Source organism: Paenibacillus camerounensis (assembly GCF_000723885.1).
In the GTDB taxonomy this organism is placed as follows: domain Bacteria; phylum Bacillota; class Bacilli; order Paenibacillales; family Paenibacillaceae; genus Paenibacillus_AQ; species Paenibacillus_AQ camerounensis.
Map to the genome: position 1 here is coordinate 84,846 of NZ_CCDG010000061.1, position 24,291 is coordinate 109,136.

The 24,291-nt window shown below is 52.8% G+C and carries 17 protein-coding genes; 10 read left to right on the forward strand and 7 right to left on the reverse strand.

Going from position 1 to position 24,291, the window contains the following annotated elements; genetic code table 11:
* Positions 1 to 131: 131 nt before the first annotated feature.
* Positions 132 to 3,599, reverse strand: coding sequence for an S-layer homology domain-containing protein (locus tag BN3772_RS22745; RefSeq protein ID WP_042202448.1), 3,468 nt, complete (start codon positions 3,597 to 3,599; stop codon positions 132 to 134).
* Positions 3,600 to 3,684: 85 nt separating this feature from the next.
* Entirely contained in the window at positions 3,685 to 4,410 is a 726-nt protein-coding gene (locus BN3772_RS22750) for a hypothetical protein (protein ID WP_052380651.1), read from the reverse strand.
* A gap of 384 nt (positions 4,411 to 4,794) precedes the next feature.
* On the opposite strand from BN3772_RS22750, the gene BN3772_RS22755 reads away from it, so the two are divergent.
* Positions 4,795 to 6,162, forward strand: coding sequence for a dicarboxylate/amino acid:cation symporter (locus BN3772_RS22755; protein ID WP_209443694.1), 1,368 nt, complete (start codon positions 4,795 to 4,797; stop codon positions 6,160 to 6,162).
* A gap of 104 nt (positions 6,163 to 6,266) precedes the next feature.
* On the opposite strand, the gene BN3772_RS22760 is transcribed toward BN3772_RS22755, so the two are convergent.
* From BN3772_RS22760 to BN3772_RS22770, 3 genes are all read right to left on the reverse strand, one after another.
* Entirely contained in the window at positions 6,267 to 7,262 is a 996-nt protein-coding gene (locus BN3772_RS22760) for a Gfo/Idh/MocA family protein (protein ID WP_042202449.1), read from the reverse strand.
* A 92-nt stretch (positions 7,263 to 7,354) separates the two neighbouring features.
* Positions 7,355 to 8,311 carry a 1,4-dihydroxy-2-naphthoate polyprenyltransferase gene (gene menA, locus BN3772_RS22765; RefSeq protein WP_042202450.1) on the reverse strand — a complete coding sequence of 319 codons (957 nt, stop codon included), beginning with the start codon at positions 8,309 to 8,311 and terminating at the stop codon, positions 7,355 to 7,357.
* Between the two features lie 141 nt (positions 8,312 to 8,452).
* On the reverse strand, positions 8,453 to 9,370 hold the full coding sequence (locus BN3772_RS22770) for a prenyltransferase (protein WP_042202452.1): 918 nt from the start codon (positions 9,368 to 9,370) through the stop codon (positions 8,453 to 8,455).
* A 175-nt stretch (positions 9,371 to 9,545) separates the two neighbouring features.
* Here BN3772_RS22770 and BN3772_RS22775 point away from each other — a divergent pair, with 175 nt between their 5' ends.
* The 6 genes from BN3772_RS22775 (at position 9,546) to BN3772_RS22800 (ending at position 17,790) form a co-directional block, all read left to right on the forward strand.
* A complete protein-coding gene (locus BN3772_RS22775; RefSeq protein WP_052380652.1) occupies positions 9,546 to 11,885 on the forward strand; it encodes a putative bifunctional diguanylate cyclase/phosphodiesterase in 2,340 nt (779 codons plus the stop codon).
* 146 nt (positions 11,886 to 12,031) lie between these two features.
* Entirely contained in the window at positions 12,032 to 12,655 is a 624-nt protein-coding gene (locus tag BN3772_RS22780; protein ID WP_042181467.1) for an acetate uptake transporter, read from the forward strand.
* Between the two features lie 258 nt (positions 12,656 to 12,913).
* On the forward strand, positions 12,914 to 15,061 hold the full coding sequence (locus BN3772_RS22785) for a bifunctional diguanylate cyclase/phosphodiesterase (protein ID WP_052380653.1): 2,148 nt from the start codon (positions 12,914 to 12,916) through the stop codon (positions 15,059 to 15,061).
* A 129-nt stretch (positions 15,062 to 15,190) separates the two neighbouring features.
* Positions 15,191 to 15,514, forward strand: coding sequence for a hypothetical protein (locus BN3772_RS22790; protein ID WP_042202453.1), 324 nt, complete (start codon positions 15,191 to 15,193; stop codon positions 15,512 to 15,514).
* Positions 15,515 to 15,670: 156 nt separating this feature from the next.
* A complete protein-coding gene (locus tag BN3772_RS22795) occupies positions 15,671 to 16,147 on the forward strand; it encodes a DsrE/DsrF/DrsH-like family protein (RefSeq protein ID WP_042181471.1) in 477 nt (158 codons plus the stop codon).
* 131 nt (positions 16,148 to 16,278) lie between these two features.
* Positions 16,279 to 17,790: an aminotransferase class V-fold PLP-dependent enzyme gene (locus tag BN3772_RS22800; RefSeq protein ID WP_042202454.1), complete on the forward strand. Its 1,512-nt coding sequence runs from the start codon at positions 16,279 to 16,281 to the stop codon at positions 17,788 to 17,790.
* Here the strand turns inward: BN3772_RS22800 and BN3772_RS22805 are convergent.
* The gene (locus tag BN3772_RS22805; protein ID WP_042202455.1) at positions 17,776 to 18,393 is read right to left on the reverse strand and encodes a TVP38/TMEM64 family protein; all 618 of its coding nucleotides are present in this window, start codon (positions 18,391 to 18,393) and stop codon (positions 17,776 to 17,778) included. The genes BN3772_RS22800 and BN3772_RS22805 overlap by 15 nt on opposite strands.
* Before the next feature lie 172 nt (positions 18,394 to 18,565).
* On the opposite strand from BN3772_RS22805, the gene BN3772_RS22810 reads away from it, so the two are divergent.
* From BN3772_RS22810 to BN3772_RS22820, 3 genes are all read left to right on the forward strand, one after another.
* Positions 18,566 to 21,691, forward strand: a complete 3,126-nt coding sequence (locus BN3772_RS22810) for an ATP-binding protein (RefSeq protein ID WP_042202457.1) — start codon at positions 18,566 to 18,568, stop codon at positions 21,689 to 21,691.
* 11 nt (positions 21,692 to 21,702) lie between these two features.
* The gene (locus BN3772_RS22815) at positions 21,703 to 22,797 is read left to right on the forward strand and encodes a response regulator (protein WP_052380654.1); all 1,095 of its coding nucleotides are present in this window, start codon (positions 21,703 to 21,705) and stop codon (positions 22,795 to 22,797) included.
* A 241-nt stretch (positions 22,798 to 23,038) separates the two neighbouring features.
* The gene (locus BN3772_RS22820; protein ID WP_042202459.1) at positions 23,039 to 23,719 is read left to right on the forward strand and encodes a cohesin domain-containing protein; all 681 of its coding nucleotides are present in this window, start codon (positions 23,039 to 23,041) and stop codon (positions 23,717 to 23,719) included.
* A gap of 332 nt (positions 23,720 to 24,051) precedes the next feature.
* Here BN3772_RS22820 and BN3772_RS22825 read toward each other — a convergent pair whose 3' ends face one another.
* The gene (locus BN3772_RS22825) at positions 24,052 to 24,291 is read right to left on the reverse strand and encodes a hypothetical protein (RefSeq protein WP_042202461.1); all 240 of its coding nucleotides are present in this window, start codon (positions 24,289 to 24,291) and stop codon (positions 24,052 to 24,054) included.

Genomic DNA, 24,291 nt, shown 5'->3' on the forward strand with positions numbered 1-24,291 from the left:
ATCAACAATCAGCAGCTTTCCAGCATTGTTCCTATTCTACCAAAATTGGGCATATTGAATCTATTATAAATATCTGCATCAAAAAAGACGGCCACGAAGGCCGCCTTACTCCTATATCATTGTCTTACAGCTTATTGCGCCAGCAGATTATAGATAACCTGAGCCGCCTGGGCTCTGGTTGATAATCCCTGCGGATCAAGCTTACCACCGCTCCCTGACACAATTCCGCTTGCGGTAAGAGCCTGCAAAGCCTCCTGGGCATAGCCTGCAACCAGCGAAGCATCGCTGTAACCGGACAAGCCTGCAGCCGCAGCACCTTCAGGCAGCTCATTCAGGATCTTCAGCGAGCGGTACAGCAGGGTGAACAGCTCCTGACGCGTAATCTGATTATCCGGTTTAAACTGGTTATCCCCGGAGCCTGTTGCTACACCCAGCTCTTTGGCCGCAGCCAGATAACCGGTGTAGTAGGTATTGCCGGCATCCGTAAAGTTAGCCGTGCCTGCAGCCTGCGGTGCAATTCCGTAAGCTTTTAGCAGCAGGACCACGAACTGGCCTCTTGTAAGTGCAGCATCCGGGCTGTAATTATTGGCGTCGGTACCGGAAGTAATGCTCCTTGCTGCCAGATAACCGATAGCCTCGCTGTACCAGGAGGATGCTGCTACATCGGTGAAGCTGACCTGATTATAGCCGATAATATACTGGGAGAAGTGGGTTGTTACAAATTCCACACTGCCTGAAGCTGCCAGATAATTTCCGCGTACGGTCTCCAGGCTTCCGGCAGGAGTAATGTAGTAGACAACAACAGCATGGGGTTCTTCACCTGTCTGCAGGGCATAGGACACGTTAACCGTTACCTTGCCTCCGCCGAATTCGGCTACGCTGCTGTCTCCGGCTTTTACTTCCAGATCATACACCGGTCTGTCTCCAAGCACCGCCTTGCCTTCTTCATTCAGGGACACCTTACCGATCGTAATAGTGATATCGCCTGTATCCGCTGCTCCGCTGATAGCCTGTGCAGACCGTGCATCAAAGGTAATGATGCCCACATTGGCATAATTAATTTTAATGACTGCTTTAGTACCTGCAGCAATCGCATTAAAGGCATCTCTTGGCAAAGTGAGCTCTGCCGTCCGGGTCTGGGCCGGTGATGCCACTTCAATTTCGACAACCGCCTGCTTGCCCTCAGCTTCTGCCTGCTTGGCACTGTCAGCCAGCTGCTGAACCTCAGCCGCCGTTAACGTTGCCGTAGTAACGCCCGTGGACTCATCCGTAGACACCGCAGCCTTAGCTGCTGCTGTTACCGTATTGCCGGCTGTGGTCGTAGACGGAGCCGGGGTTGCCGCCGGGGTTGCCGTTCCTCCGCCGGGATTGCTGTTCCCGCTGGAAGGAGCCGTATATGCCGGAACAACAACATCGGTAATCCGGCCCGCCTTGTATCCCTCTTTGGCTGCATATCTTACATTATATGTGCCTGGAGCCAGGCCGGTAATTTCCTGGCCGGCAGCATAGACATAGCTTGTAGCGGTGGCCGGCTTGTATTCCTGGGCTGTGTTCGTTCCGGTAATCCGGCCGTCCTTGTTCTCTGCGGTCGTCGGTGCAATACCGGTCAGGCCCGCAGGCGCTTCCTGATCTGCAGCATAGGCCGGTACGACTACCTCTGTAATCCGGCTGGCGCTATAGCCCTCTTTGGCAGCATATCTCACTTCATAGGTTCCCGGAACGAGCCCCTTAATTTCTGTATCTGTTGCATATACATATTCAGTTACCGTAGACAGCTTATATTCCTGGGCTGCTGTCGTCCCTGTAATACGTCCGTCCTTGTTCTCCTGCGTAGTCGGAGCAATGCCGGCTAGACCGGCCGGTGCAGCCTGTTCTCCATAGCCCGGCACCTCAACACTGACGGATTGGCCTGCGTTATAGGCAATCGCCGTTGCGCCGTCTACAGTAGTAGGACCCTGATACCCGGCTGCTGCTGCATATCTCACCAGATAGGTTCCCCGCGCAAGACCGGTGACCGCTTCACCCGTCACAGCCGTATACACCGCATCGGTTACACTTCTGTACTCCAGCGATTTGTTCAGAGTACCGGTAATCCGGCCGTCCAACGCTGCAGCTGAGCTAGGTGCTGCTCCGCTCAGACCGGACGGTACCGCTTCAAGTCTGGAGAAAATGCTGTTAAGTGCCTTAACCGTATTATTGTATCTGTGTCCCACCGGGTAGGTAGTATTTCTGGTATCGGTAAAGGCAGGCTGGATGTTCTCCCAGCTGTACATCAGCTCCACATGTCCGAGGATTGGAGCGCTGCTGCCTTCTGCATCCTTATTATCCTTGTTATACGTGAACAGGTACGGGACCTGCAGCCTGTCACCGGTAACGGTATTACCGTTCACATCGACATAGCTGATAACCGAAGGCTTGGCAGCTGTGTTGTTTTCTGTCTTGATGTTAGTCAGATACGTGTTTACCAGATCCACATACAGCTTGGCATAGGCATGATTCGTCGCCCGGATCTGCAGCTCATTGTTATTGTGCGGATTGGCACTGCCTTTTGTACCGCTGTTATTGCCGGTTTCGGCGACCGTCACACCGGCGTCCAGCTTCGTATCGAAGAAATAGATTGTATCGATATTGTGCTGTTTGGCATATTCATTGATGTATTTAATGATTGCCTGCGTATTCGGGCACCAGGAGCCGCCCAGCAGAATCGCATAATTGCCTTCACTCGCCAGAATCTGCTTCAGCTGGTGATAGGTCACATGCTCAAACACAAGCTCACCGTCAGCATCATTGAAAATAGTCGGCTTGCCTTCGTTCTCTCCCTCATAGTTCAAATTGAAAGCTGCCTTAATATAGGCCGATTCATCAATGACACTGTAAGTGGCGGCAGCACTGAAGACTTTACCTGCCTGCGCTTTATAAGCAGCGGCCTTGGCCTGATCCAGCGAACCGCCGGTCTGGAAATCAGACCACGACTTGCTTTCATTCAGATAGGCCACAATCGGTGCTTTATTACCGTTTGCATCGACATTATTTTTGTTGTAGATGAACAGGAATGGTGATTCGATCTTGTTCACGGTAACCGTCTCGCCCGCCTTATTAACGTAGCTCACATTGTGTTCCGGGTCCTTTTTATCATAAAGATTCAGGTTCTTCAGATACTTATTGACCAGATCCACATATTTGTAGGCGAACTTATTCGAGCTGTCTGCGATATTCAGGCTGTCACCGTCCAGCCGGGTATCAAAATTATAGACAGCGGATACGCCGTACTCCTTAGCCGCCTCATTGATAAGCCCGATTTGAGCCTGAGTCTGCTCGCTCCAAGCCCCGCCTACCAGCACAGCATAGTTTCCTTCGCTTTCAAACAGATGAACAATATCCTCATAGGTTGCCGTTTTAAAAACATGGCCCGCATCGTTCAGGTGCTCATACACGTTATCAAAATAGTTATAATGGCTGACTTGCCCTGCAGCTCCACTATTCAGCAGCGCTTCTGCCTGGGCAGCAGGCTCTGCCTTAACGGCCTGTAACGGCAGAACAAACAGGGTGGCTGCCAGAAGCAGCGATAGTATTTTCTTGGACTTCACTGGTTGTATCATGTATGCACCTCATCATTTGGGATTGGATTACGGCGGCTAATCTGCAGCCGGAGTTAAGATTCAGGACGTAAGCAGCAAGGTCTGCTTACGGGCAAATCTCTTCCTCTACTGCAGGAGCCGGCGCCGGTTCAACGGCTGGCGCACTCACCGGTGCGGCCGGTGCACTCACCGTGCTGGACTGTACCGGAGCGGCTGCAGGCGCAGCGGTTGCCTTCGCCTTCACGACTTCCGTGGCGGAGAATGTAACAACCTTTGCCGGAGCGACTGTTGCGGCAGGTGCTGCAGGTGCGGCCGTCGCCACCGGTGCAGCTGTTGCAGCAGGCTGGGCAGCTTGCGCCGTTACCTGCTTGGCAGGCGCTGCGGTTGCCTCCGGCGCCTTAGCTGTTTGCGGCTTCGCGGCTTCCGCTGCTGCCGGAGCCGGCGTTGCAGCTGCCGGAGCGGTCTGCGGCGCTGTAGTTGCCGCAGCCTGCTTCACTGAAGCGGCTGCCGGAGCTGGCGTAGCGGAAGCCGCCGCCGGAGCGGCTGCAACTGCTTCGGCTGCTGCCGGGGCTGCCGTTGCTTCCGGCGCAGCAGCGGAAGCGGCTGCTGTTACCGGCTGCGCGCTCTCTGCCGGAGCCGCTTCGGCAACAGCCTGCGGCTCAGCAGCCGGGGCTGCCGCCGCTTCAGGCTCGCTTGCTGCAGGAGCAGCAGCAACAGGGGCAGCCGTTCCGGCAGTAGCGGCAGAAGTCTCGTCTTTTGCCGAAACCGCTACAAAGGTAAGTGCCGAGAACACTACGGCTCCCGCAACAATAGCTATCGTAAGTTTTTTCATAAGTTAACCATCCTCTTCTCCTATTTGATCATGCTGAATACAAAATAAGATCCGGAAGAATAGACGCTTGCGTCGTACTTCCGAATCTCCGGCGGTCCAGTCGATTCGTTCTCCCCCCCTTACTCCGCAATAAAAAAAGATCCAACATTACAGACGCATAGCTGCGTCTCATGCTGAATCTCCGGCGGTCCAGTCGATTCCAATTCACTTGCAATTAAGTTCCATAATATTCATGCTATCATCTCTTGTCAATTAAAACTTTATTTTTCACACTGGTATTATCGGAATTAAAGTATTCTTACATATTATTACATTGACATTCATAAAATTCCTATATACATTTAATCACATCAAAAAAGTCGGTTTAGGAGGTCTTTGTTTACAATGAAAGATATTGACAACAATCTGCTGTCTGCACTTGAGACGAACTGGTACGGTCTGGTCGTCTCCCTTGCCGTGTTCGCAGTGCTTTTCCTTTTGGCACGCAAACGCGTCGGCTTCGGTACCCGGGTCATCATTGGCCTGGTGATCGGCCTGGTTACCGGTATTTTCTTTCAGTACCTGGAATTCGAAACAAATGCAATCACAACATTCGGCAGTATTTACGTCAGCCTCATCCGCATGCTCGTTGTCCCTTTGGTCTTTGTCCTTGTGCTCAACAGCATTGCTTCCTTAACAAACCTTGAGGCTCTGCGCAAAATCGGGATCAAAACCTTTGCCTGGTTCCTCGGCACAACCGGCATCGCCTCTATCATCGGGCTGCTTTTCGCTCTGCTCTTCAATCCCGGAAAAGGCATTCAGCAGGCAGTGCCTGAAGGCTTCACAGCCCGGGAAATTCCGACCTTCTCCCAGGTTATTCTGGATCTTGTACCATCGAATCCGGTCAATGAAGCTGCCACAGGCAAGGTTGTGCCCTTGCTGATCTTTGCGATTTTTGTAGCGGTTGCCATCATTAAGGTAGGCTCGAAGAAGCCGGAAGCCGTAAAGCCGGTGCGTGATCTGATCGAATCACTGACCGCAGTGCTGCATCAGGTTGTCAAATTTGTGATCCGGCTCACTCCTTACGGCGTATTCGCCCTGATTGCCGGAATCACCGCCCGCTACGGCTGGGAGACCCTGCAGGAGCTCGGCAGCGTTATTATCGCCTCCTATGCCGCACTCCTTCTGCACTTCGTGCTTGTATTCGGCGGACTGGTGCTGCTGGTGGTTAAGGTCAATCCGCTGCGCTTCTTCCGCAAGGTGTACCCGACCATTACCGTCGCCTTCACAACCCGGAGCAGCTATGCTACGCTTCCGGTTAATCTCGAGGTCATCACCAAGCGCCTGCATGTTTCGCCGCGGATTGCCAGCTTTGTGGCCCCGCTCGGCGCATCTGTCAACTTTAACGGCTGCGGCGGCGTATGGCCTGCGATTGTAACCGTGTTTACCGCCCAAGTGTACGGCATTCATCTCTCTCTAACGGATTACATAACCTTGGTATTGGTCAGCATAATCTCCTCCATCGGCGTAGCGGGTGTTCCCGGTCCGGCCGTTATCTCCACCACCGTCGTGCTGACTGCACTCGGTCTTCCGCTGGAAGGCCTGGCTATCGTTGCCGGTGTAGAAGCGCTCATTGACATGGGCCGCACTGCAGTTAACGCTACAGGAACCTCCGTTACCGCGCTGCTGGTGGCGAATTCGGAGGGCGAATTCGACCGCGAGGCATTTAACCGTGATGATGACGGGGATGACGTTCTGCTGAGTCCCGTGTAAAGGAACGCTCTCCCTGCTTAACCCGCAGCAGTAAAAAGCCAAAAAACCTCCGTATCCGCTGTTACAGCAGAGATACGGAGGTTTTTTCAACGTACAATTAAAGACTACAGCAGGCTGACCCGCTCGCGCCGCCGGGCGGAGTCCAGACAGGCTTCAATCAGCCTCATGCTAAGCACCGGATCATTCTCGGCAGCAAGCGGCTTGCCTCCACGGACTGCGTCAGCGAAGTGATCTGCCTGCGCCACATACGGGTTAGCTCCGGTTGCCGCAAACCTGCTGACCTCGGCGCCTTTATAGACCAGAAAATCGGCATCCTCAAATCTGGCATTGAACGGTATCGGCACCTCAATCATACCTTCGGTACCGAGCACCTCCAGCAGCTGGCGGTTGTAGGCCCACATGCCGCAGTCGAAGGTCAGGCTTACGCCGCCGGGAAACTCCACCAGTCCGGAAGCCATCATGTCCACATTGTCATGCTCCGGCGAGAATATCGCCTGAACCGTTACAGCTTCAGGCTCGGCGTCAAACAGCAGCCGTGCCGCACTGAGCGGATAGCAGCCGACATCATACAGCGAGCCGCCGCCCCAGGCAGATTTGAAGCGGATATTCGTGGTATCCCCGGCATCATTATAGGTGAAGGCACCGCGAATTGCGCGCAGCTCACCGATATCTCCCCGGGCGATAATCTCCCGCAGCTGCGCAATCCGCGGATGATGGCGGTACATGTAGGCCTCGGCCAGATGCACCCCTGCCTTGCGGCAGGCTGCTACCATCTCCTCCGCCTCGGCGCTGCTGAGTGCAATCGGCTTCTCGCATAGCACATGCTTGCCTGCTTCCGCTGCACGGATAACCCATTCACGGTGCAGGTGATTGGGCAGCGGAATGTATACAGCATCAATCCCCGGATCAGCCAGCAGCTCCTCGTAGCTGCCATAGGCTTTACTGATGCCAAACTCTGCTGCCACCCTGCTGCTTTTTTCCAGCCCCCGGCTCGCCACAGCCTCAATCACACCTGACTGTGATTCCTGAATAGCCGGCATAACAGAGCCTGTAGCTATTTGGGCGCAGCCGAGTATCCCCCATCTGAGCTTCTGCGTCATAGATGTACACCCTCCTTATGAATGAATAAGAATGTAAATATATCTACTGACACTCTATCACAGAATAGGAGGCATAACTAATTACGCAGCCGTCAGATATTCAGCATACCCAGCAATACTGCAGCAGCCAGTACAAGGATCCGTGCCGTACTCATCAGCACAAAATTTTTGACCGAAAGAATAAACGTTGATGCCTTCTCCTGCTTCTCATGGAACACAGCAATGTTGCGGCGCAGAGGAACCAGCGTTATCAGCAGCAGCGCCACCAATACCGGATGGACACCGAGAATCAGCAGAACCGCCATATCCAAGTAAGAAACATAATAGAGCAGCTTGAACAGCACAAGCGCATTGGAACGTCCGATATAGACCGGCAGGGTATACCGGCGGTTCTCCAGATCATCCTCAATATCGCAGATGTTATTGGCGAGCATAATCCCGGCAATCCCGAGAATCGCCGGCACCGAGAACCAGAAAATATACAATACCTCAACGAGGTTAACATGCAGGTCAACCCAGCCGCCTTGCAGCAACAATGTAACTACACTCTGGTCTGAGTGAATGTAAGCCGAGATAAAAATAATGACAAAGCCCATAAACAGCCCGGAAAACAGCTCACCCAGCGGCATCCGCGAGATCGGAATCGGTCCGAATGAATACAGGATGCCGATCAGGAACGACAGCCCGCCCAGCAGAAAAATCAGCAGCCCTGTCTGCATGACGAGAGCAATCCCCCCGCCCACAGCCAACAGGAGCAGCACCACGATGGTAGTGACTACCGTGCTTTCTTTTAGCTTATAGTGAACGATGGCATTATGGGTCTCATAGCCGTAGCCATGCGTCTTGGCCGCTTTTTTGAAATCATAATAGTTGTTGATGGCCGTTGTCGCCATATCAAAGCTCAGCAGGGACACCAGCATCAGGAGAAAACGCAGAACAGAGAAATCCTCAAACCGGTACAGCGCATACAGCGTTCCCATCAGGAACGGAAGCATACTGGCCACCTTCGTCGGCAGCTCGACAAACCGCAAAAAGCTCCTTACATTCACTGCAAACCACCCTTATCCTTCAAAAATACGACTAGCGCGCAATTGTAGTAACAGTCACCGGGGACCCTTCAGCAATAACGGTATTTTCTTTATTTTCATCCATAACGAATCCCACTATTTGTATCTAAATGGGGTAATTAATTATATGAAGCCCTGGAACAGCAGAGCCAGCGCCATAATCAACCCGCAGCGTACGGAGGCCTGCTGCGATGCACCCATAAGGGGCAGGTAGGCCAGAGAGGCATTTTGCGGCTCCAGCCCCCGGTACACCCGCAGAGGTGCAAACACAGTCAGCAGCGCCAGCAGTGCATAAACCGGCAGGACGCCGGCCAGGACGCAGACGATCAGCGACCCATAGGACAGAAAGAGCAGAATACGGGAGAATACAAGCGCTTTGCGCTCTCCCCAGACCACAACCAGCGAGCGTTTGCCGGCCTGCTCGTCTGCCCTCCAGTGCAGGAAATGATGGTTGAACAAGAGCAGGGTCGTCAGCAGCCCCACCGGAACGGACAGCAGCACCGGCCTCAGGCTGAATTCACCTGTCTGCACGAAATAGGAGCCCAGTACGGGCATTACCCCGAAGGCGATGAATATCGCAAACTCACTATAGCCCTTGCCCCGGTACCCGAAGCGCAGCGGCGGCGCTACATAGAAATAGGCAATCAGCGCCCCGGCAGCTACGAACCACAGGGTCTCCCAGCCGCTGGAAATGCTGAGAACCAGGCCGCAGGCTACAGCCAGCGCCAGAAGCCCCCAGGTCATCAGGGCAAACCGCGATTCCTTCATCAGTCCGTCTGACAAAAAACCGGAGTTCGTCGAGACCATTCCCGGTGTATTCTTTGCTTCTGTATCCGTTCCGTTGCGGAAATCCCATAAATCATTCACCATGTTGGAGAACAAGTGGGCAGCAACGGCCCCGATAAGCGTTATAACAAATAAAAACGGATGGAAGCTTCCATCCCATACGTATGCTCCTGCCGTTCCGAGAATAACGGGAATAAGCATCACGGGAATCGTTCCAAACCGTGTGATCTTCTTAAATAATATCCATTTATCCATGCCCAAAGCGATCTCCCTCTATTATTTTATGTGATTATTATTATTGCAAGATTATTATACATCAAATTTCGACACACGGGCGATAAATACGCTGCAAAATATTCCCTATTCATGGTACACTGGGTAAGGTGGTACTTATTTCCTATAAAAGTCTATACTATTAAAGGGGAGCAACATGAAGCTGAGCAGAAAAATAATAATCTTCATCGTTGCTGTGGCCTTGTTCGGACTAGGTGTTACTTATCTGCTCCTGCACTTTATTCTGCTGAACCGCTTCGAGAAGCTGGATGAAGCAGCTCTGCGGAGCAAGCTGGATAACGTGGTTTCATCCTATCAGAGCGAGCTGCAGACGTTGAAGACAGGACTGTTGAAATATTCAACCTGGGACGATACCTACCGGTTTATGCAGGAAGCATCACCGGCAGAAGGGGCTGCGGCAGACAAGCAAGCCTATCTGGACAGCAATTTCAGTCCGGCAGCCTATGCGGTTAATCAATTTGATATGATGGCACTGCTCGACATTACCGGTCAACCCCGGTATGGGGGTATCTATAATCCGGGTACCGGTGCAGTCGCCAGTCTGACCCCGGAATATCTTACGTTGTTTGAACTTATACACAGCCGGCTTGCCGGATTTATGGAGGGCAGCGACAGCCGCTCCGGTATTGTGCTGCTTAAGAGCGGCCCGATGATGATCACGCTGTCCCCGATCATCAACAACAGCGGGGACAGACCGGTAATCGGCACAGCCGTAGCCGGAAGAATGCTGCAGCAGGAAGAGATCTCCCGGATCTGGGACGAAACAAGATCCTCCCTCCGGATGACGGTTGTTCATTCTGCCCCGCCGGCAGAAAGCCAAGGTGAAGCGGTATGGATCAGCTCGGATTCAGACAAAATGATGTCCATCCACTCTGTAGTCAGCGATCTCTTCGGCAATCCCGCACTGGAGATTACGCTGCAGCAGCCGCGTGAGATTTACGAGAACGGCCTTCAATCTGTAATCAGCTTCCGGAAATTTTTCCTGATCTGGACCCTGCTGATGTGCATCGCCAGTCTGCTCTTCGTCAGACATTTTATTCTTCGCAGAATGTCTATACTCGTTAGAAACATCCGGGCCATCGGCAGCAGCAAGGATCTTAGCATCCGGGTCAGCAGCCCGGGAAAAGACGAGTTCAGTGAAGTTGAGCATGAATTCAACCGGATGATTGATTCTCTGCAGAAGGCGCAGGAGGAGCTGCAGCTGCAGTCCATGCTTGATCCGCTGACTCAGCTTCCTAACCGTTCGCTGTTTTTTACCCGGCTTAATGAAGCTATCGCCTCAGCCAGGGAAACGGGCAGGCAGATCGGCCTCGTCTTCATTGATCTGGATCATTTCAAGACGGTCAATGATACGCTGGGCCATGATTTCGGTGATGCGATGCTGAAAGAGACCGCCTTCCGGATTTCCAGGGTCATCGGCAAGCATGATGTTGTTTCCCGGCTCGGAGGGGATGAATTCACCATTCTGCTTGCCGACGCTCCTGACGCAGACAGCCTGAAAGCCCAGCTGTCCCGCATACAGGAGGCACTCTCTATCCCCCACCGCATACAAGGGCACCTGCTCTATAACACGGCCAGCATCGGGGTCAGTATCTATCCGCAGAATGGTGAAGATGCTGATTATCTGGTCAAACAGGCTGACCTGGCGATGTTTCATGTCAAGGAATCCGGGCGTAATAACATTCTTCAATACTCCGAGGAGCTGGAGGAAAGCATCCGGCGCCGCAAGGTACTCTCCCAGCTGCTGCTGTCCGCAGCGGTCAATGATGAATTTGAAGTGCATTACCAGCCGATTCTGGGTGCAGACAGCCTGAAGGTCGCCAAGCTGGAGGCCCTGCTGCGCTGGACGAACCCCGCCTACGGGCCGGTGTCTCCCGCTGAGTTCATTCCGCTCGCCGAAACGAGCGGCTCGATCATCAGCATCGGCAGCTGGGTGCTGCGCCAGGTCTGCTCAGACCTGCGCCGCTTCCGCCAGGACGGGCTTGAGCTGACGGCAGCCGTCAACATCTCTGCGGTACAGCTGATACAGCCCGGCTTGTGCGAACTGCTGCTCGCACTGCTTGAAGAGTTTGAACTGCCCAGCTCCAGCCTGGAGCTGGAGATTACAGAGAGCGTGCTCGTATCAGGGGATCATATCCTGTCCTCGCTCCAGGAGCTCAGAAGCTACGGCTTCCGCATCTCGCTGGACGATTTCGGCACCGGCTTCTCCTCGCTGAGCTATCTGCGGCGCTTCCCGGTGGATACCATCAAGATTGACCGTTCTTTTGTATCCGAGATGACACTTGAGCCTCAAGGAGATGTACTCGTCAAGACTATTATTGAGCTGAGCCACAATCTGGGGCTGAAGGTAGTTGCTGAGGGGATAGAGCTTAAAGAGCAGTTCGATCTGCTGCGCCGGCTCGGCAGCGACGAGCTTCAGGGCTACTATATCAGCAAGCCGCTGCAAGCTGTGAATATTTATGAATTTTTATCCTGATTATTGAAATTACCGCCAAAAAATGCACACTTCTTTTATAGGCAAGTTCATGGCGATATGATATGATAGGCAAGCTGATAACGGCACCCGATACGGGTGCTGTTATACTATGCGAACACTTTTGAAAATTGGAGGCTTTAATTGCTATGTCAGCGCAATCCCAATCCACGCAATCCGTCAAAATTGTCACCGCCGATCCCAGCGCCATCGGCTTGTTCGGACTTGCTATCGTCACCCTGGTCGCTTCTTCACAAAAGCTCGAAATTACAACAGGACTCAGCTACGCTATTCCGTGGGCAATCTTCCTCGGCGCCTTCGCCCAGTTGTTCGCCTCCATTCAGGATGCCAAGCACAATAACACCTTCGGCATGACTGCATTCGGCGCATATGCCTTCTTCTGGTTCGGCATGGGTGCAAGCTGGCTGATCAAGCTCGGCGTATTCGGCGCTACACTCGCTGAAGGCGTAGACCCGAAGCAGCTCGGCTTCGTATTCCTCGGATATCTGATTTTCACCCTGTTCATGACCATCGGCGCAGTTGAAGCCAACCGTGTCCTGCTGATCATCTTTATCCTGATTGACTTCCTGTTCCTTGGACTTTCCATGGATGCTTTCGGCGTAGCTGCGGAATTCTTCCACAAGCTGGCTGCAGTATCGGAAATGGCGATTGCTGCGGTATCCCTTTACGGCTGCGGAGCTTCTGTGCTCAACGCCCATTTCGGACGCACCTTCCTGCCGGTCGGCGCACCTCTGCGTATCTTCAAGAAATAAGCTGACGCTGCCTTTACTGAAATTCATATAGCAACACCTGCAAGAGCAACGGATAAAGACAGCTGCCCTTAGGCGGATTGGATTTATCCGTTTTTGTTATTTTACCGCCAGCTATAAGGTTTTTCCTTGCACAAAAACACAAAAAATGACATGCTATAGAGACACCTACGACATATCTCGACATTTGACGATGGTGCAGAAACCATTTTCGCCCAAATTGCTATAGAATGTTGAATTTTCTTATATCGGAGGCACTCCATGGCTTTCATTAATAAAAAGCCTTTAACGATCATTCTCGGCTTCCTAGCCGTGCTGCAGCTTTCTCTCTTCTATTACTATTCCATATCGGTAGAACGGGAATACCGGGCTGAAAAAGCCGATCTATCCTCTCAAGCCGTCACCCTAACCTCAAATCTCGAAGAGAAAGTATCGGTTGTCAAAGGAATAAGCTCCTTCATCCAGACGGTAGGCTTTGATGCAGAGCCCGCTCTGATCAATCAATACCTGTATACCGCCTATAACAACTCAAACACAAACGTTCTGAATATTGTGATTGCCCCGGACGGGGTTATCCGCTATCTCTATCCGCTTTCCGGCAACACCTCCATCCTGAATAAAGACCTCCTGCTCGATCCAGTCCTTTCATCATCAGGCATGGTACAGGAAACCATCCGCTCACGCGGCATCACCATTGACGGGCCCCGCATGCTTGCCCAAGGCCAGTATGGAATGGTAATCAGACAGGCCATTTACAGCGGCAACACCTTTACCGGCATCGTTTCTGCTACCGTAACGGTAGAGGACATATCCGATCATCTCCAGTCGCTGGATTCCTCTATTTACGTTACGAGCACAGACTATACTCTGCTGTTCGGCCGGCAGGATGGAGCTGCAGGGGAAGCAGTAACCACTCCTATTGATATCTATAACCAGCACTGGCTGATGGGCACTCTTTTTTCGGCACAGAAGAAATGGGCAGTATTCCGCAGCGTCCTCTGGATTGATGTCGTCTGCCTGCTCATCGTCGCCTTTATCCTGTATTTCTTCTGGCATCAGAACCGGTTTAATCATGAGCTTGAGCGGGTAGTTAAGCTCCGCACCCGTGACCTTAGCGTTTCCCAGAAGCTGTACGAAAAGCTCGCCCACTATGACAGCCTGACCGATATTCCGAACCGGCGTTATTTTATGGATGAGTTCGAACGGCTGCTGCAATGCTCAGAGCCGACACAGACCTACACCCTATTCTTTTTTGACTTGAACCGCTTCAAGGAAATCAATGATACATTAGGCCATTCTATCGGTGACCAGGTAATCAAGACGCTGGCCGGCCGGCTGAAAGGCGCGGGGCTGCCCTTTCAGCTGTTTGCAAGAACCGGGGGCGACGAATTCGTCATGATCTTCTCCGATCTGCCGCAGGAGCGGATTCCGGAAATTTCCGGTGAGATCAGCACACTGATCTCACAGACCCTGCTGATTGCCGGTGCCCATCTGAGCCTGTCTACAAGCATCGGGATTTCCCTTTACCCGGAGCATTCCAGCCATACAGACGATTTGCTGAAATTTGCCGATATGTCGATGTATCAGGCCAAGTCGCTGGAGGACCGCAATTACTTTATCTTCGACTGGGAGCTGCGGGAGAAGCTGGAGCAGCGGACCATGATTGCCAAATACCTGCATTCTGCGCTGGAACGCGAGGAATTCGTGCTGTATTACCAGCCGCAGATCAACGCCGTTACCGGCAAGACAATCGGCCTTGAGGCGCTGATCCGCTGGAATCATCCTGAGAAGGGGCTCATCGGGCCGGGCACGTTCATCTCCGCGGTCGAGGAGGCCGGCCTGATGATTCAGCTGACAGACTGGGTAATCCGTGAGGTATGCCGTCAGCTCTGCGAATGGCGTAAGCTGGGCATGCCGCTGCTGCGCACCTCCATTAATATTTCGAACAGCTGGTTCTATAACCGCAATCTGATTGAGAATCTGCTGTCTGTGCTGGATTATTACGGCCTGGATACAGAAGTGCTGGAATTTGAAATTACAGAGAGCACCGCGCTCCTCGAGGAGCATTACCCGCTGCTACAGCAGATGCGTGACCATGGCATTATCGTCTCTATTGATGACTTCGGCACCAAGTACTCCTCACTGAATTATTTGAAGCATTTTCCGGTTAACAAAATTAAAATCGACCGCACCTTCATCACCGGAATCGGGATCAGCTCGATTGACGAGACCATCATCAAATCCATTGTCTATGTCGCTTCACAGCTGGGCTATGACCTGATTGCTGAAGGTGTGGAAACGGCAGAACAGCTGGAATTCCTGATCAGCCATAACTGCCCGCATATTCAGGGCTTCTATTTCTCTCCTCCGCTGCCGGCAGAGGAAATCATCAGCAGGCTGGCTTCATAGCCGGCCTGCCTTTTTTATATTCAGCCCGTCTAAGCTTCCCTGCCCTCTTGGTAAAATAACCGCTTACCGCTATAATAAGCTTGTGCTGCGCGACGCAGCAGGATGTTAACCCGAAAGGATTTCGAGAAAATGAATGCGTTTACTAACTCCGAGCTGACTGGCACAATCATCTTTGCGCTAATTCTGGCGATACTCGCCTACCGGATTATCCGCGGCATGCCTGCTATGGAAGGAAATATAACCGCTTTCCGCAAAAGAACACTGGTCTGGACACAGGTTGCTCTGGTCTTAACCGTCCTGCAGCTAAATTTCAAGGCCGGCGACTGGCGGTTTGCCATTATCCTCGGACTGATTGTACTGTTTACCGGCAGCATCTGGTGGGCTGCGCGCCGCTACGATATGCGCCGTCCGGCTGATCGCGAATTGTCTAATCAGGACAGCCCACAAGAATAATAGCTGAACGTAGAGATTCAGCTCCCCTCCGGGAGCTTTTTTTTGTTGTTCCAGAAGGGGAGCCTGTCCGCAGGTACATCTTTGTGACGGCAGGCATATGCCGCGGCCGCTGCAAGCATACTAGTATCATTCTAACAATCGCGGAGGTACACAAAGATGACCAAAAAATTAAATCTGCTGATGTTCAGCGGCGAATATGACAAGGCGATGGCCGGGCTGATTCTGGCCAATGCAGCAAGGGATATTGAGGTTGAAGTAACGATGTTCTTTGCATTCTGGGGATTATTTCTGGTCCGGGACCCGGAAAAAATGACACTGGAGGATAAGAGCCTGTACGAGAAGCTGATGGACGTGATGACACCGAAGGGACCGCAGCAGCTCCCGCTCTCGCACATGAATTTCAGCGGTCTGGGCCGTGTAATGCTGGAGGAGATGATGGAGGACAATGGAGCACCTAAGCTGATCCACTTCCTGAAGGGTGCCCGCAAAAAGAAGATCAAATTCTATGCCTGCAAGCTTTCGTTGGATATTATGGGGTTTAAGCCGGAGGAGCTGCTTCCGGAGGTTGAAGTGATGGATGCCTCTGCTTATCTGAAGGATGCGCTGGAAAGTGATATGCAGCTGTTTATCTAGCTTGACACATGGGCTTTAACCCATCTGCTCTGCCGGGCATATACTGAGCCGTGATGACACAGCCGGAAGCCTGTCAAGGACACCGGCGCCGGTGTCAGGGAACTAACCGGCTTTAGATGGAGGGATTGTCCATGCCAAGCATCAACCATGCCTCCCCCAAGGAGGCACCGGCTTACCCTGCGGCGCATTTCGCCGCATTCCGTGAGCATACCATCGGCATTTGCCATCAGATTACGACCCCCTTTGGACGGAAGCCGCTGCTATACGCAGACTGGACCGCCAGCGGCCGTTTATACGAACCGATTGAGCGCCGGATTCAGGAGGCTTTCGGACCTTATGTCAGCAATCCGCATACCGATTCCAACACCACCGGCCTGACAATGACGCTCGCCTATAATGAAGCACGGCGGATCATCAGGCAGCATGTGCACGCGGGGCCGGATGACTGCCTGATCTTCTGCGGCAACGGCACTACCGGTGCAGTTAACAAGCTGCAGCGGCTGATGGGCCTGAAGCTGCCTGAATGGCAGCGCCCGGGCTTCCGTTGCCCGCCGGAGGAGCGCCCGGTGATCTTCGTCAGCCACATGGAGCATCACTCTAATCTCCTGCCCTGGCAGGAAGGCATCGGCGATGTCGTTACAGTTCCTGCCGGGGCGGACGGCAATATCAGCCCGGAGGCTCTTGAGGTGCTGCTCTGCCGCTACCGGGGCCGCCGGCTCAAGATAGGCTCTTTCACCGCTTGTTCAAATGTTACAGGCATTGAGACGCCTTACCCCAAGCTCGCTGCCGTAATGCACCGCCACGGCGGGGTATGCTTTGTTGATTTTGCCGCCAGTGCACCGTATGCAGTGATTGATATGCATCCCGCTTCACCGCAGGAGAAGCTTGATGCCGTCTTCTTCTCTCCGCACAAATTTCTTGGCGGCCCGGGAACAGGCGGAGTGCTGCTGTTAGACGCCGGACTCTGCAGCGGCAGGCTCCCGGATGAGCCCGGCGGCGGCACTGTTGTCTGGGTTAATCCCTGGGGCGGACGCCGCTACATAAACGACGTGGAGGTCCGCGAGGACGGAGGGACACCCGGCTTCATGCAGGCCATCCGCACAGCGCTCTGCATCCAGCTGAAGGAGCGGATGAACGGCAGCGGAGAATGGATGAGGCTCCGCGAGCAGGAGCTGTGCCGGCGGCTGTTAGCCGGGCTCACCCGCATACCCGGCTGCTCCATTCTGGCCGGGGGACAGACAGAGCGCCATGGCATCGTGTCGTTCACCCTGCAGAATCTCCATTACAATCTTGCCGTCAGGCTACTGAATGACCGCTACGGCATTCAGGCCCGCGGCGGCTGCTCCTGTGCCGGTCCTTATGGACATTATCTGCTGGGGCTTGACCGCAAGCAGTCGGAGCAGATCGTTCAGGACCTGCATGCCGGGGACCAGTCCTCCAAGCCCGGCTGGGTCCGCCTTTCCCTCCACCCCATTATGACAGATGCCGAAGTTGACAGGATGATCGCAGCGGTGCAGGACATCACTGCATACGGAATGGAATGGGCCAGCGATTACAGTTACAGCCATGTAACGAACAGCTGGGTTCACCGCTCAGGACAGACAGAGACCGAGGCGGCGGTCCAGGGCCTATTCTCGGTGTAGCGGAGCTGCCGCCGCCCGGGCAAACCGGGCTTCGATAGCCTTCACACACCATAGGGAAGCCGCGATAAACAACACCACGTAGATAATCTCCCAGGGGTTGCGGATAAACCGCTGTACATCATTCCCGATATAGGAGACAGCAAAGACCATGATAGCCTTCCCCGCACATATAGCCAGCAGATAAGAGCGCAGGCGCATACCGGCCAGCCCGGCGGCCATATTAATCACCACGAACGGGCCGACCGGGAACAGGCTGAGCAGAAAAACATAACTGAACCCGCTCCGCCGCACCCAGGTCATGCTTTTGGCTACCTTTGGCCTGCGTGACCATTTTTGAAGATAGGGGTGGGAGGCAATTTTGCGGATGATCAGAAAGGTCACTGTGCAGCCTGCCACCAGCCCCAGCCAGGAATACAAAAACCCGAGCCATAAACCGTATACAGCACCGTTCAAGCCTACGATGGCAATCGTCGGCAGCGGCGGGATGAAGGATTTCATAAACGTCAGCCCGATTCCGGGCAGCGGCCCAAGTGTCCGGTATTGCTCCAGCAGGACCCGCAGCCTCTCCTCCGTCAGCCATGACGATATATCCAGTAAATACATCAATTGCCCTCTCCTCATCAAACACTGAATTTCTCAAGTCGTGAGCCTCAATTATACAACACTTTTCTGGGCACTAGTGACTGGACAAGCAGAAGCCGGCAAGGCTATGATGAAATTATTGACGAATGATGCGGAAGTTTGACAGAAGTTATATTCCAAAGTGAGGTTCCTTATGAAACTGCTTGATTACAGGCTGCTGGCTACAAGAGCTCTGGGTCTGCTATGCATCCTCCTGCTTGCTGCTTCGGCAGTATATCCCCTGCTGAACAGAAACAGCGGTGCATGTGTTCAGCCGCAGCCCGGTGTTATCGATTTATCCGGCTGCACCTTCGATAATGATTCAACCTATAAACTGGACGGCAAGTGGGAGTTCTACTGGAATCAGCTGCTTGAGCCCACGGACACCATACAAGCGGATAAAGTCAGCTATCTTTCTGTTCCCGGAAGCTGGAGAACATGGAATCAGAAGGAGTACAACCGATATGGATTTGCAACCTACCGTCTGCAGCTGCTGCTCCCCGAGAACAGCACGTCCTTTGCCTTAAAGGTGAATAACGTCCGTACTTCCAGCCAGCTATTCATAGACGGAGAGCCGCTTGGAGGCAGCGGGCTTACAGGGCAATCACTCCAGGAAACAGTGCCCCGCAACCAGCCTTACACCGCTGCATTTAACAGCGATACCGGCCGGGCGGACATTATCATTCACGCCTCCAACTTCATGTACAACAGCGGCGCAATCGCAGAGTCCATCCGTATCGGAACTCCTGAAGCCATAGAAGCCCTTGATAAGCGGAATAACGTATATGACATCGTGCTGATAGCAGGCTTTGCTTTTATCGGAGTCTATTTCATGGGTCAGGGCCTGCAGCGCAAAGAAGATTATCCCTCACTGCAACTGGGGATGTATTGCTTAACCATTACCTTCTATTTGCTCACACACAGCGAAAAGCTGCTATTCGATCTCTCTCCCTCAATCCCCTATGAGTGGTTTAGCAAAATACAGCTGATAACAGGCGTGATCGGCTTTTCATTTGTAGCCAGCTATACCTATTCTTTGTTTCCGGCACTCTATTCCCGGCTGTTCCGCAGAATCACCTTCACCTATTCCATAGGCTTCTGCCTTCTGACTCTGGTGAGCTCTGAGCGGATCTACTCCAGGGCCTCCGATATATTAACTATCTTTAGTATAATCTCTATTATCTACACCTTTTATGTCATGGTTAAAGCGGCAATGCTGCGGGAGACCGGCTCCTTTTATCTGCTGATCGGCGTTGTTGCCGCCATTATGTTCGTACTCACCGTATCCAAGAACCTTATGATGGGTACCGAATTTTATTCCATACCGCCATTATCCGGGCCCATCTTTGTCCTCGCCGAAGGGCTCTTCCTGTCTGCACGGCAGGCTCATGCCTACGAGACTATTAAGCAGCTGTCGCATCAGCTTGAGCGCAAGGACAGAGACAAGGACGAATTCCTGCTGAAAACCTCGAACGAGCTGCGGACACCGCTGAATGCCATTATTAACATCTCATTGTCGCTCTATGAGGGCGGCGGCGGCCCGCTCAGCTCCTCACAGCGTGAGGATATGCGTCTGATTCTGGGAACGGGAAGACGCCTGGCATTCATGGTCAGGGATATCCTTGATTATGAGCAGATCAAGCAGCAGCGGATTACCCTTCACTGGAAGCAGGTAGATATACAGGGAATCGCCAACATCGTCATTGAGGTCTTCCAGTTCCTGAATATAAAAACGAATATCCGCATCAAAAATCATATCCCGCCCGGGGCCTATCTCATTGAAGCCGATGAGCACAGGCTGATGCAGATTCTGTACAACCTGCTGGATAATGCCCTCAAATTCACTGACCGCGGCAGCATAGTATTTGAAGCAGAACGGAGCGGGGATGTCATCTCCATCACAGTTACCGATACAGGCAAAGGGATTCCGCCTGAGCGTCTGGAAAGCATATTCCGCGATTATGAACAGGTCAATGAAGCAGATTCACTGGAGAGCGGCGGGCTCGGTCTGGGTCTGGCGATCACCCGCAAGCTCGTCGAGCTGCACGGAGGCAGTATCAGGGTACAGTCAGTTTCCGGCAGGGGGAGCAGCTTCACCTTCTCTATCCCGGTCAGTCAGCCGTCATCCGCATCTGCAGCCGCAGAGCCTGAAAACCGGGAGCTGCTGCTTACACCGGTCAAGCCTTCTCCGGAAGCCCTTGACGACGACTGGAAATATCCGCTCATCCCGGTAACCCAGCCCGGCCTGAGCGCAGACGCAGGACCGGACACTCCGCGCATACTGGTTGTTGACGATGATTACGCGAATCTCAAGGCGCTGACCAACCTGCTGGCACTGGAGAATTATATGATTACGAGTATCCGCAGCGGCAAAGAAGCATTGGCGCTCCTTGCCGGAGACCGTAATTTCGACCTTTGCATCATCGATGTGATGATGCCGGAGATGTCGGGACTTGAGCTGTGCAGAATTATCCGCCAGACCTTCAGCCCGCTGGATCTGCCTGTGCTGATGGCCACGGCGGGGCAGCAGCTCCATTTCAATGAGTCGGCCTTCCGGGCCGGAGCAAATGACTTTATCCATAAGCCCTATGCCTGGAGTGATTTGAAGGGCCGTGTCAAAACGCTCGTTGAACTCAAAAGGTCAGTGGCGGAGCGGCTCAGCTCGGAAATCGCTATGCTTCGCGCGCAAATCAAGCCCCATTTCCTTTACAACTCCATCAACACAATCATCTGGATGAGCACACGGGACAACGAGAAGACCAGACACCTGCTCTACGATCTCAGTCATTTTCTGCGGGGAAGCTTTGATTTCAGCAACCAGGAAACAGCCATTCCCTTCGAGAAGGAGCTGGAGCTGACTGAAGCTTATCTGTCGCTGGAGCAGGCCCGGTTCGGCAAACGCCTGAGTGTCCAGTACAATATTGAGGTCTCCGAATTTACACTGCCGCCGCTGATTGTACAGCCGATTGTCGAGAATGCTGTCCGGCACGGCCTGATGGAAAAGATCGGCGGAGGCACCCTTGTCCTCAGCACCAGCCTGCTGGAAGGATATATAGTCATTACTGTCTCCGACAACGGCAAGGGGATGAGCGATGAGCAGCTGGCCTCCTGGATGATGGACGACTACCGCTCCTCCCCGCGTCAAGGTACTGGGATCGGCCTGAAAAATATTAACCGCCGCCTGCTGAAGCAATTCGGCCATCCCCTGCTGCTCACCCGCGGCGAAGACAGCGGAATTGAAGTACGTATAAGAATACCATGGAAGGGTGAGGTCTCCTGAATTATTCTGTAATGGTTGTAGATGATGAATGGCCGGCGCTGGAACAGATGCGCGAGCTGTTGCAGCAATGTGAGAACATTGCATCAATCCATGTCTTTGATAACCCCCGGGAGGCCCTCACGGCCGCCGCCGAGCTGAAGCCTGATCTGATCTTTCTTGATATTCAAATGCCGGAGCTGTCCGGGCTTGCCTTTGCCGAGAACCTGCAGCCGTTCTCGCCGGATACGGAGGTCGTGTTCGTAAGTGCCTACCGCAGCTATGCTGTCGAGGCCTTCGACCTCTCAGCAGCAGATTATCTGCTTAAGCCGGTAGACCCGCCCCGGCTGCTTAGAACCTGGTCCAAATTTCTGTCCAAGCGGACGCAGTCCGGACAGTCCGGGCAGCCCAGCCCAATTGCGCGTTTCCAGTCCCTAGGCGGCCACATCCTGACCGGGCCCCTCGGCAGTGTTAAGTGGAGCACGCATAAGGCAGAGGAGCTGTTTGCTTATTTATGGATACACCGGCAAGGCAGTGTCAGCGTTATTCTGAACGATGTCTTTCCGCAATGGAACTACGAGAAGGGGAAGCAGTATCTGCATACCACCGTCTATCAGATCCGTAAAACCTTAAAGAATGCCGCCCTCGGCGACAATATCGAGCTGACCTCTGACCGGGAAAATTACCGTCTGGAAGCCAAGGGCATCGAGGGTGATGCGGAACAGTTCCAGGAAGCCGCACTTGCAGCGCTGCAGAGCAATAATCCGGATAGCCTGCGTGATGCTTCTTCCTTGTACAAAGGGGAGCTGCTGCAGTCTCTGGACAGTCTATGGATCTATTCGGTCCGCGATAAATACCGCCAGCTCTACCTGAAGCTGCTGGAGCAGCTTACACTGGGGCTGATTCAGTCAGGCCGCCAGTATGAAGCCGAGGAATATGCCCTCCGGCTGGCCGAGCTTGAACCGCTTGAGGAGAGCTATGCTTTGCAGATCATCGCGCTTTATTATGAGACCGGTAAGCCCCTGCGCGCCCAGCGGCGCTTCACCCAGTTCTGTGAATCCTACAGGAATGAGATGGACGGGGAGCTTCCGGAGTGGTTCCTCGAGGCTTACAAACGCCTTGGTACATAGACTTTAAGCAGTCAGCCAGCTTATCCGCAGGTAGAACTCATATTTTTTTGCAAAACAGCCCGGCAGACGTCTGCCGGGCTGTTTTTTCGCTATTTTTTCGTATAAAGCGGTATCATTTCGATTATTTCTGCCAAGCTTCGACTTTTTATCAGTGTTTTATCAGTGACAAATAGTACCATTGATTTACACAGCAATGTTTACACATCGGATAGTACTACACGAGTATATGGAGGTTGTTACATTGAACAGATGGCAGGGCTTCAAAAAAGCTTTTAAAGGCTCGAATTTTCTTACTCTTATGTTCTCCATGGTACGTGAGGTTACCATAGACAATACGCCGCCCGCTATGTCTGTTGAGGTCACAACCGACCAGACTGCCTATGCGCCGGGAGACGAAGTGACTGTGCTAGTGAACCTGCGCAATTTCGCCCCGAATGACCGCGGCTACAGCTATATGAATTTTATAGTGCAGTATGACAGTGAGGTTTTTGATAATGCCGAGTATCTTGTACAGTCAGCTTACAGCGATTCTGCCTTTACACCCGGTAACGAGGTCGGAAACATTTTTCAGTATAATTTCATGAATCCGGTCGACGGCGGCATTTATTTCGGAATGAACACCACCATGCGCGGAATTGATATCCAGGTGGAAACCCACTCGAAGCAGGCCTGCATCCCGGCTGTTGATCAGACTCTGGTTGCCTTTAAACTCCGTGTAAAAGAGCATACACTTGCCGGATCTTCAACAATCAGCTTAGCCAATGAGTTCACCCGGATCAGAACGTCTGAAGCCGGAAACGGCTTTTATCTCTATTCTCCAGACATTACCGTACTCGCTTCAGAACCCGTAGCTATCGTCCCCACTCCACAAGTCTCCGTGTACTCAAAGGGTTCCAGCTTAAAAACTAACCTCTTGGCCTAATACAGCAAATGAATTTATGTATCATTATCCGACTTATCATATTTATTATATATAACCAGATCGTTTCATGGTTAATCAGGCTTTTCTCCGTTCTGTATACCGGGATGCGGAAAAAGCCTTTTTTGGTTGGCATCTCCCTCAAACTCAGGCTCGGTGACACTCCGCTGTTTAAGCGGGAAATGGACTGCAATATTTATAAAAACGCAGAGCAGCGATACTCCAATAACGGGAGAATCGCTGCTTTTTTGAGTATTACGCTTTTGAGGATAGAGGCCTGTTTCCGCTAGTATACTTTTGGGACAGCCCCATCTGCCAGCTTCTTATTCTTCGTTTCAAATAGGAGCTTCAACCGGAGCTCCAGGCTTGTGCCCGGCAAAAACGGCTGTAGCCACATGCTTGCGCGCATCTGCAGTCAGCAGCAGCAGCTTCACCGGATCATCATCCAAGCCGCTGCGCATAAACGTTACCTCGGCACCGTCCAGATCCTCTGTGATATTTACAATTCCATAACCCTGCTGCAGCAGCGCATCAACGGCCTGCCGTTCCTTGTCGAATTCCGCAAAAGCTGACAT

Bases quoted from the DNA above. Each gene is read 5' to 3' on its own strand.
- BN3772_RS22745 (WP_042202448.1), bottom strand. From the start codon at position 3,599: ATGATACAACCAGTGAAGTCCAAGAAAATACTATCGCTGCTTCTGGCA.
- BN3772_RS22750 (WP_052380651.1), bottom strand. From the start codon at position 4,410: ATGAAAAAACTTACGATAGCTATTGTTGCGGGAGCCGTAGTGTTCTCG.
- BN3772_RS22755 (WP_209443694.1), top strand. From the start codon at position 4,795: ATGAAAGATATTGACAACAATCTGCTGTCTGCACTTGAGACGAACTGG.
- BN3772_RS22760 (WP_042202449.1), bottom strand. From the start codon at position 7,262: ATGACGCAGAAGCTCAGATGGGGGATACTCGGCTGCGCCCAAATAGCT.
- BN3772_RS22770 (WP_042202452.1), bottom strand. From the start codon at position 9,370: ATGGATAAATGGATATTATTTAAGAAGATCACACGGTTTGGAACGATT.
- BN3772_RS22775 (WP_052380652.1), top strand. From the start codon at position 9,546: ATGAAGCTGAGCAGAAAAATAATAATCTTCATCGTTGCTGTGGCCTTG.
- BN3772_RS22780 (WP_042181467.1), top strand. From the start codon at position 12,032: ATGTCAGCGCAATCCCAATCCACGCAATCCGTCAAAATTGTCACCGCC.
- BN3772_RS22785 (WP_052380653.1), top strand. From the start codon at position 12,914: ATGGCTTTCATTAATAAAAAGCCTTTAACGATCATTCTCGGCTTCCTA.
- BN3772_RS22790 (WP_042202453.1), top strand. From the start codon at position 15,191: ATGAATGCGTTTACTAACTCCGAGCTGACTGGCACAATCATCTTTGCG.
- BN3772_RS22795 (WP_042181471.1), top strand. From the start codon at position 15,671: ATGACCAAAAAATTAAATCTGCTGATGTTCAGCGGCGAATATGACAAG.
- BN3772_RS22800 (WP_042202454.1), top strand. From the start codon at position 16,279: ATGCCAAGCATCAACCATGCCTCCCCCAAGGAGGCACCGGCTTACCCT.
- BN3772_RS22805 (WP_042202455.1), bottom strand. From the start codon at position 18,393: ATGTATTTACTGGATATATCGTCATGGCTGACGGAGGAGAGGCTGCGG.
- BN3772_RS22810 (WP_042202457.1), top strand. From the start codon at position 18,566: ATGAAACTGCTTGATTACAGGCTGCTGGCTACAAGAGCTCTGGGTCTG.
- BN3772_RS22815 (WP_052380654.1), top strand. From the start codon at position 21,703: ATGGTTGTAGATGATGAATGGCCGGCGCTGGAACAGATGCGCGAGCTG.
- BN3772_RS22825 (WP_042202461.1), bottom strand. From the start codon at position 24,291: ATGTCAGCTTTTGCGGAATTCGACAAGGAACGGCAGGCCGTTGATGCG.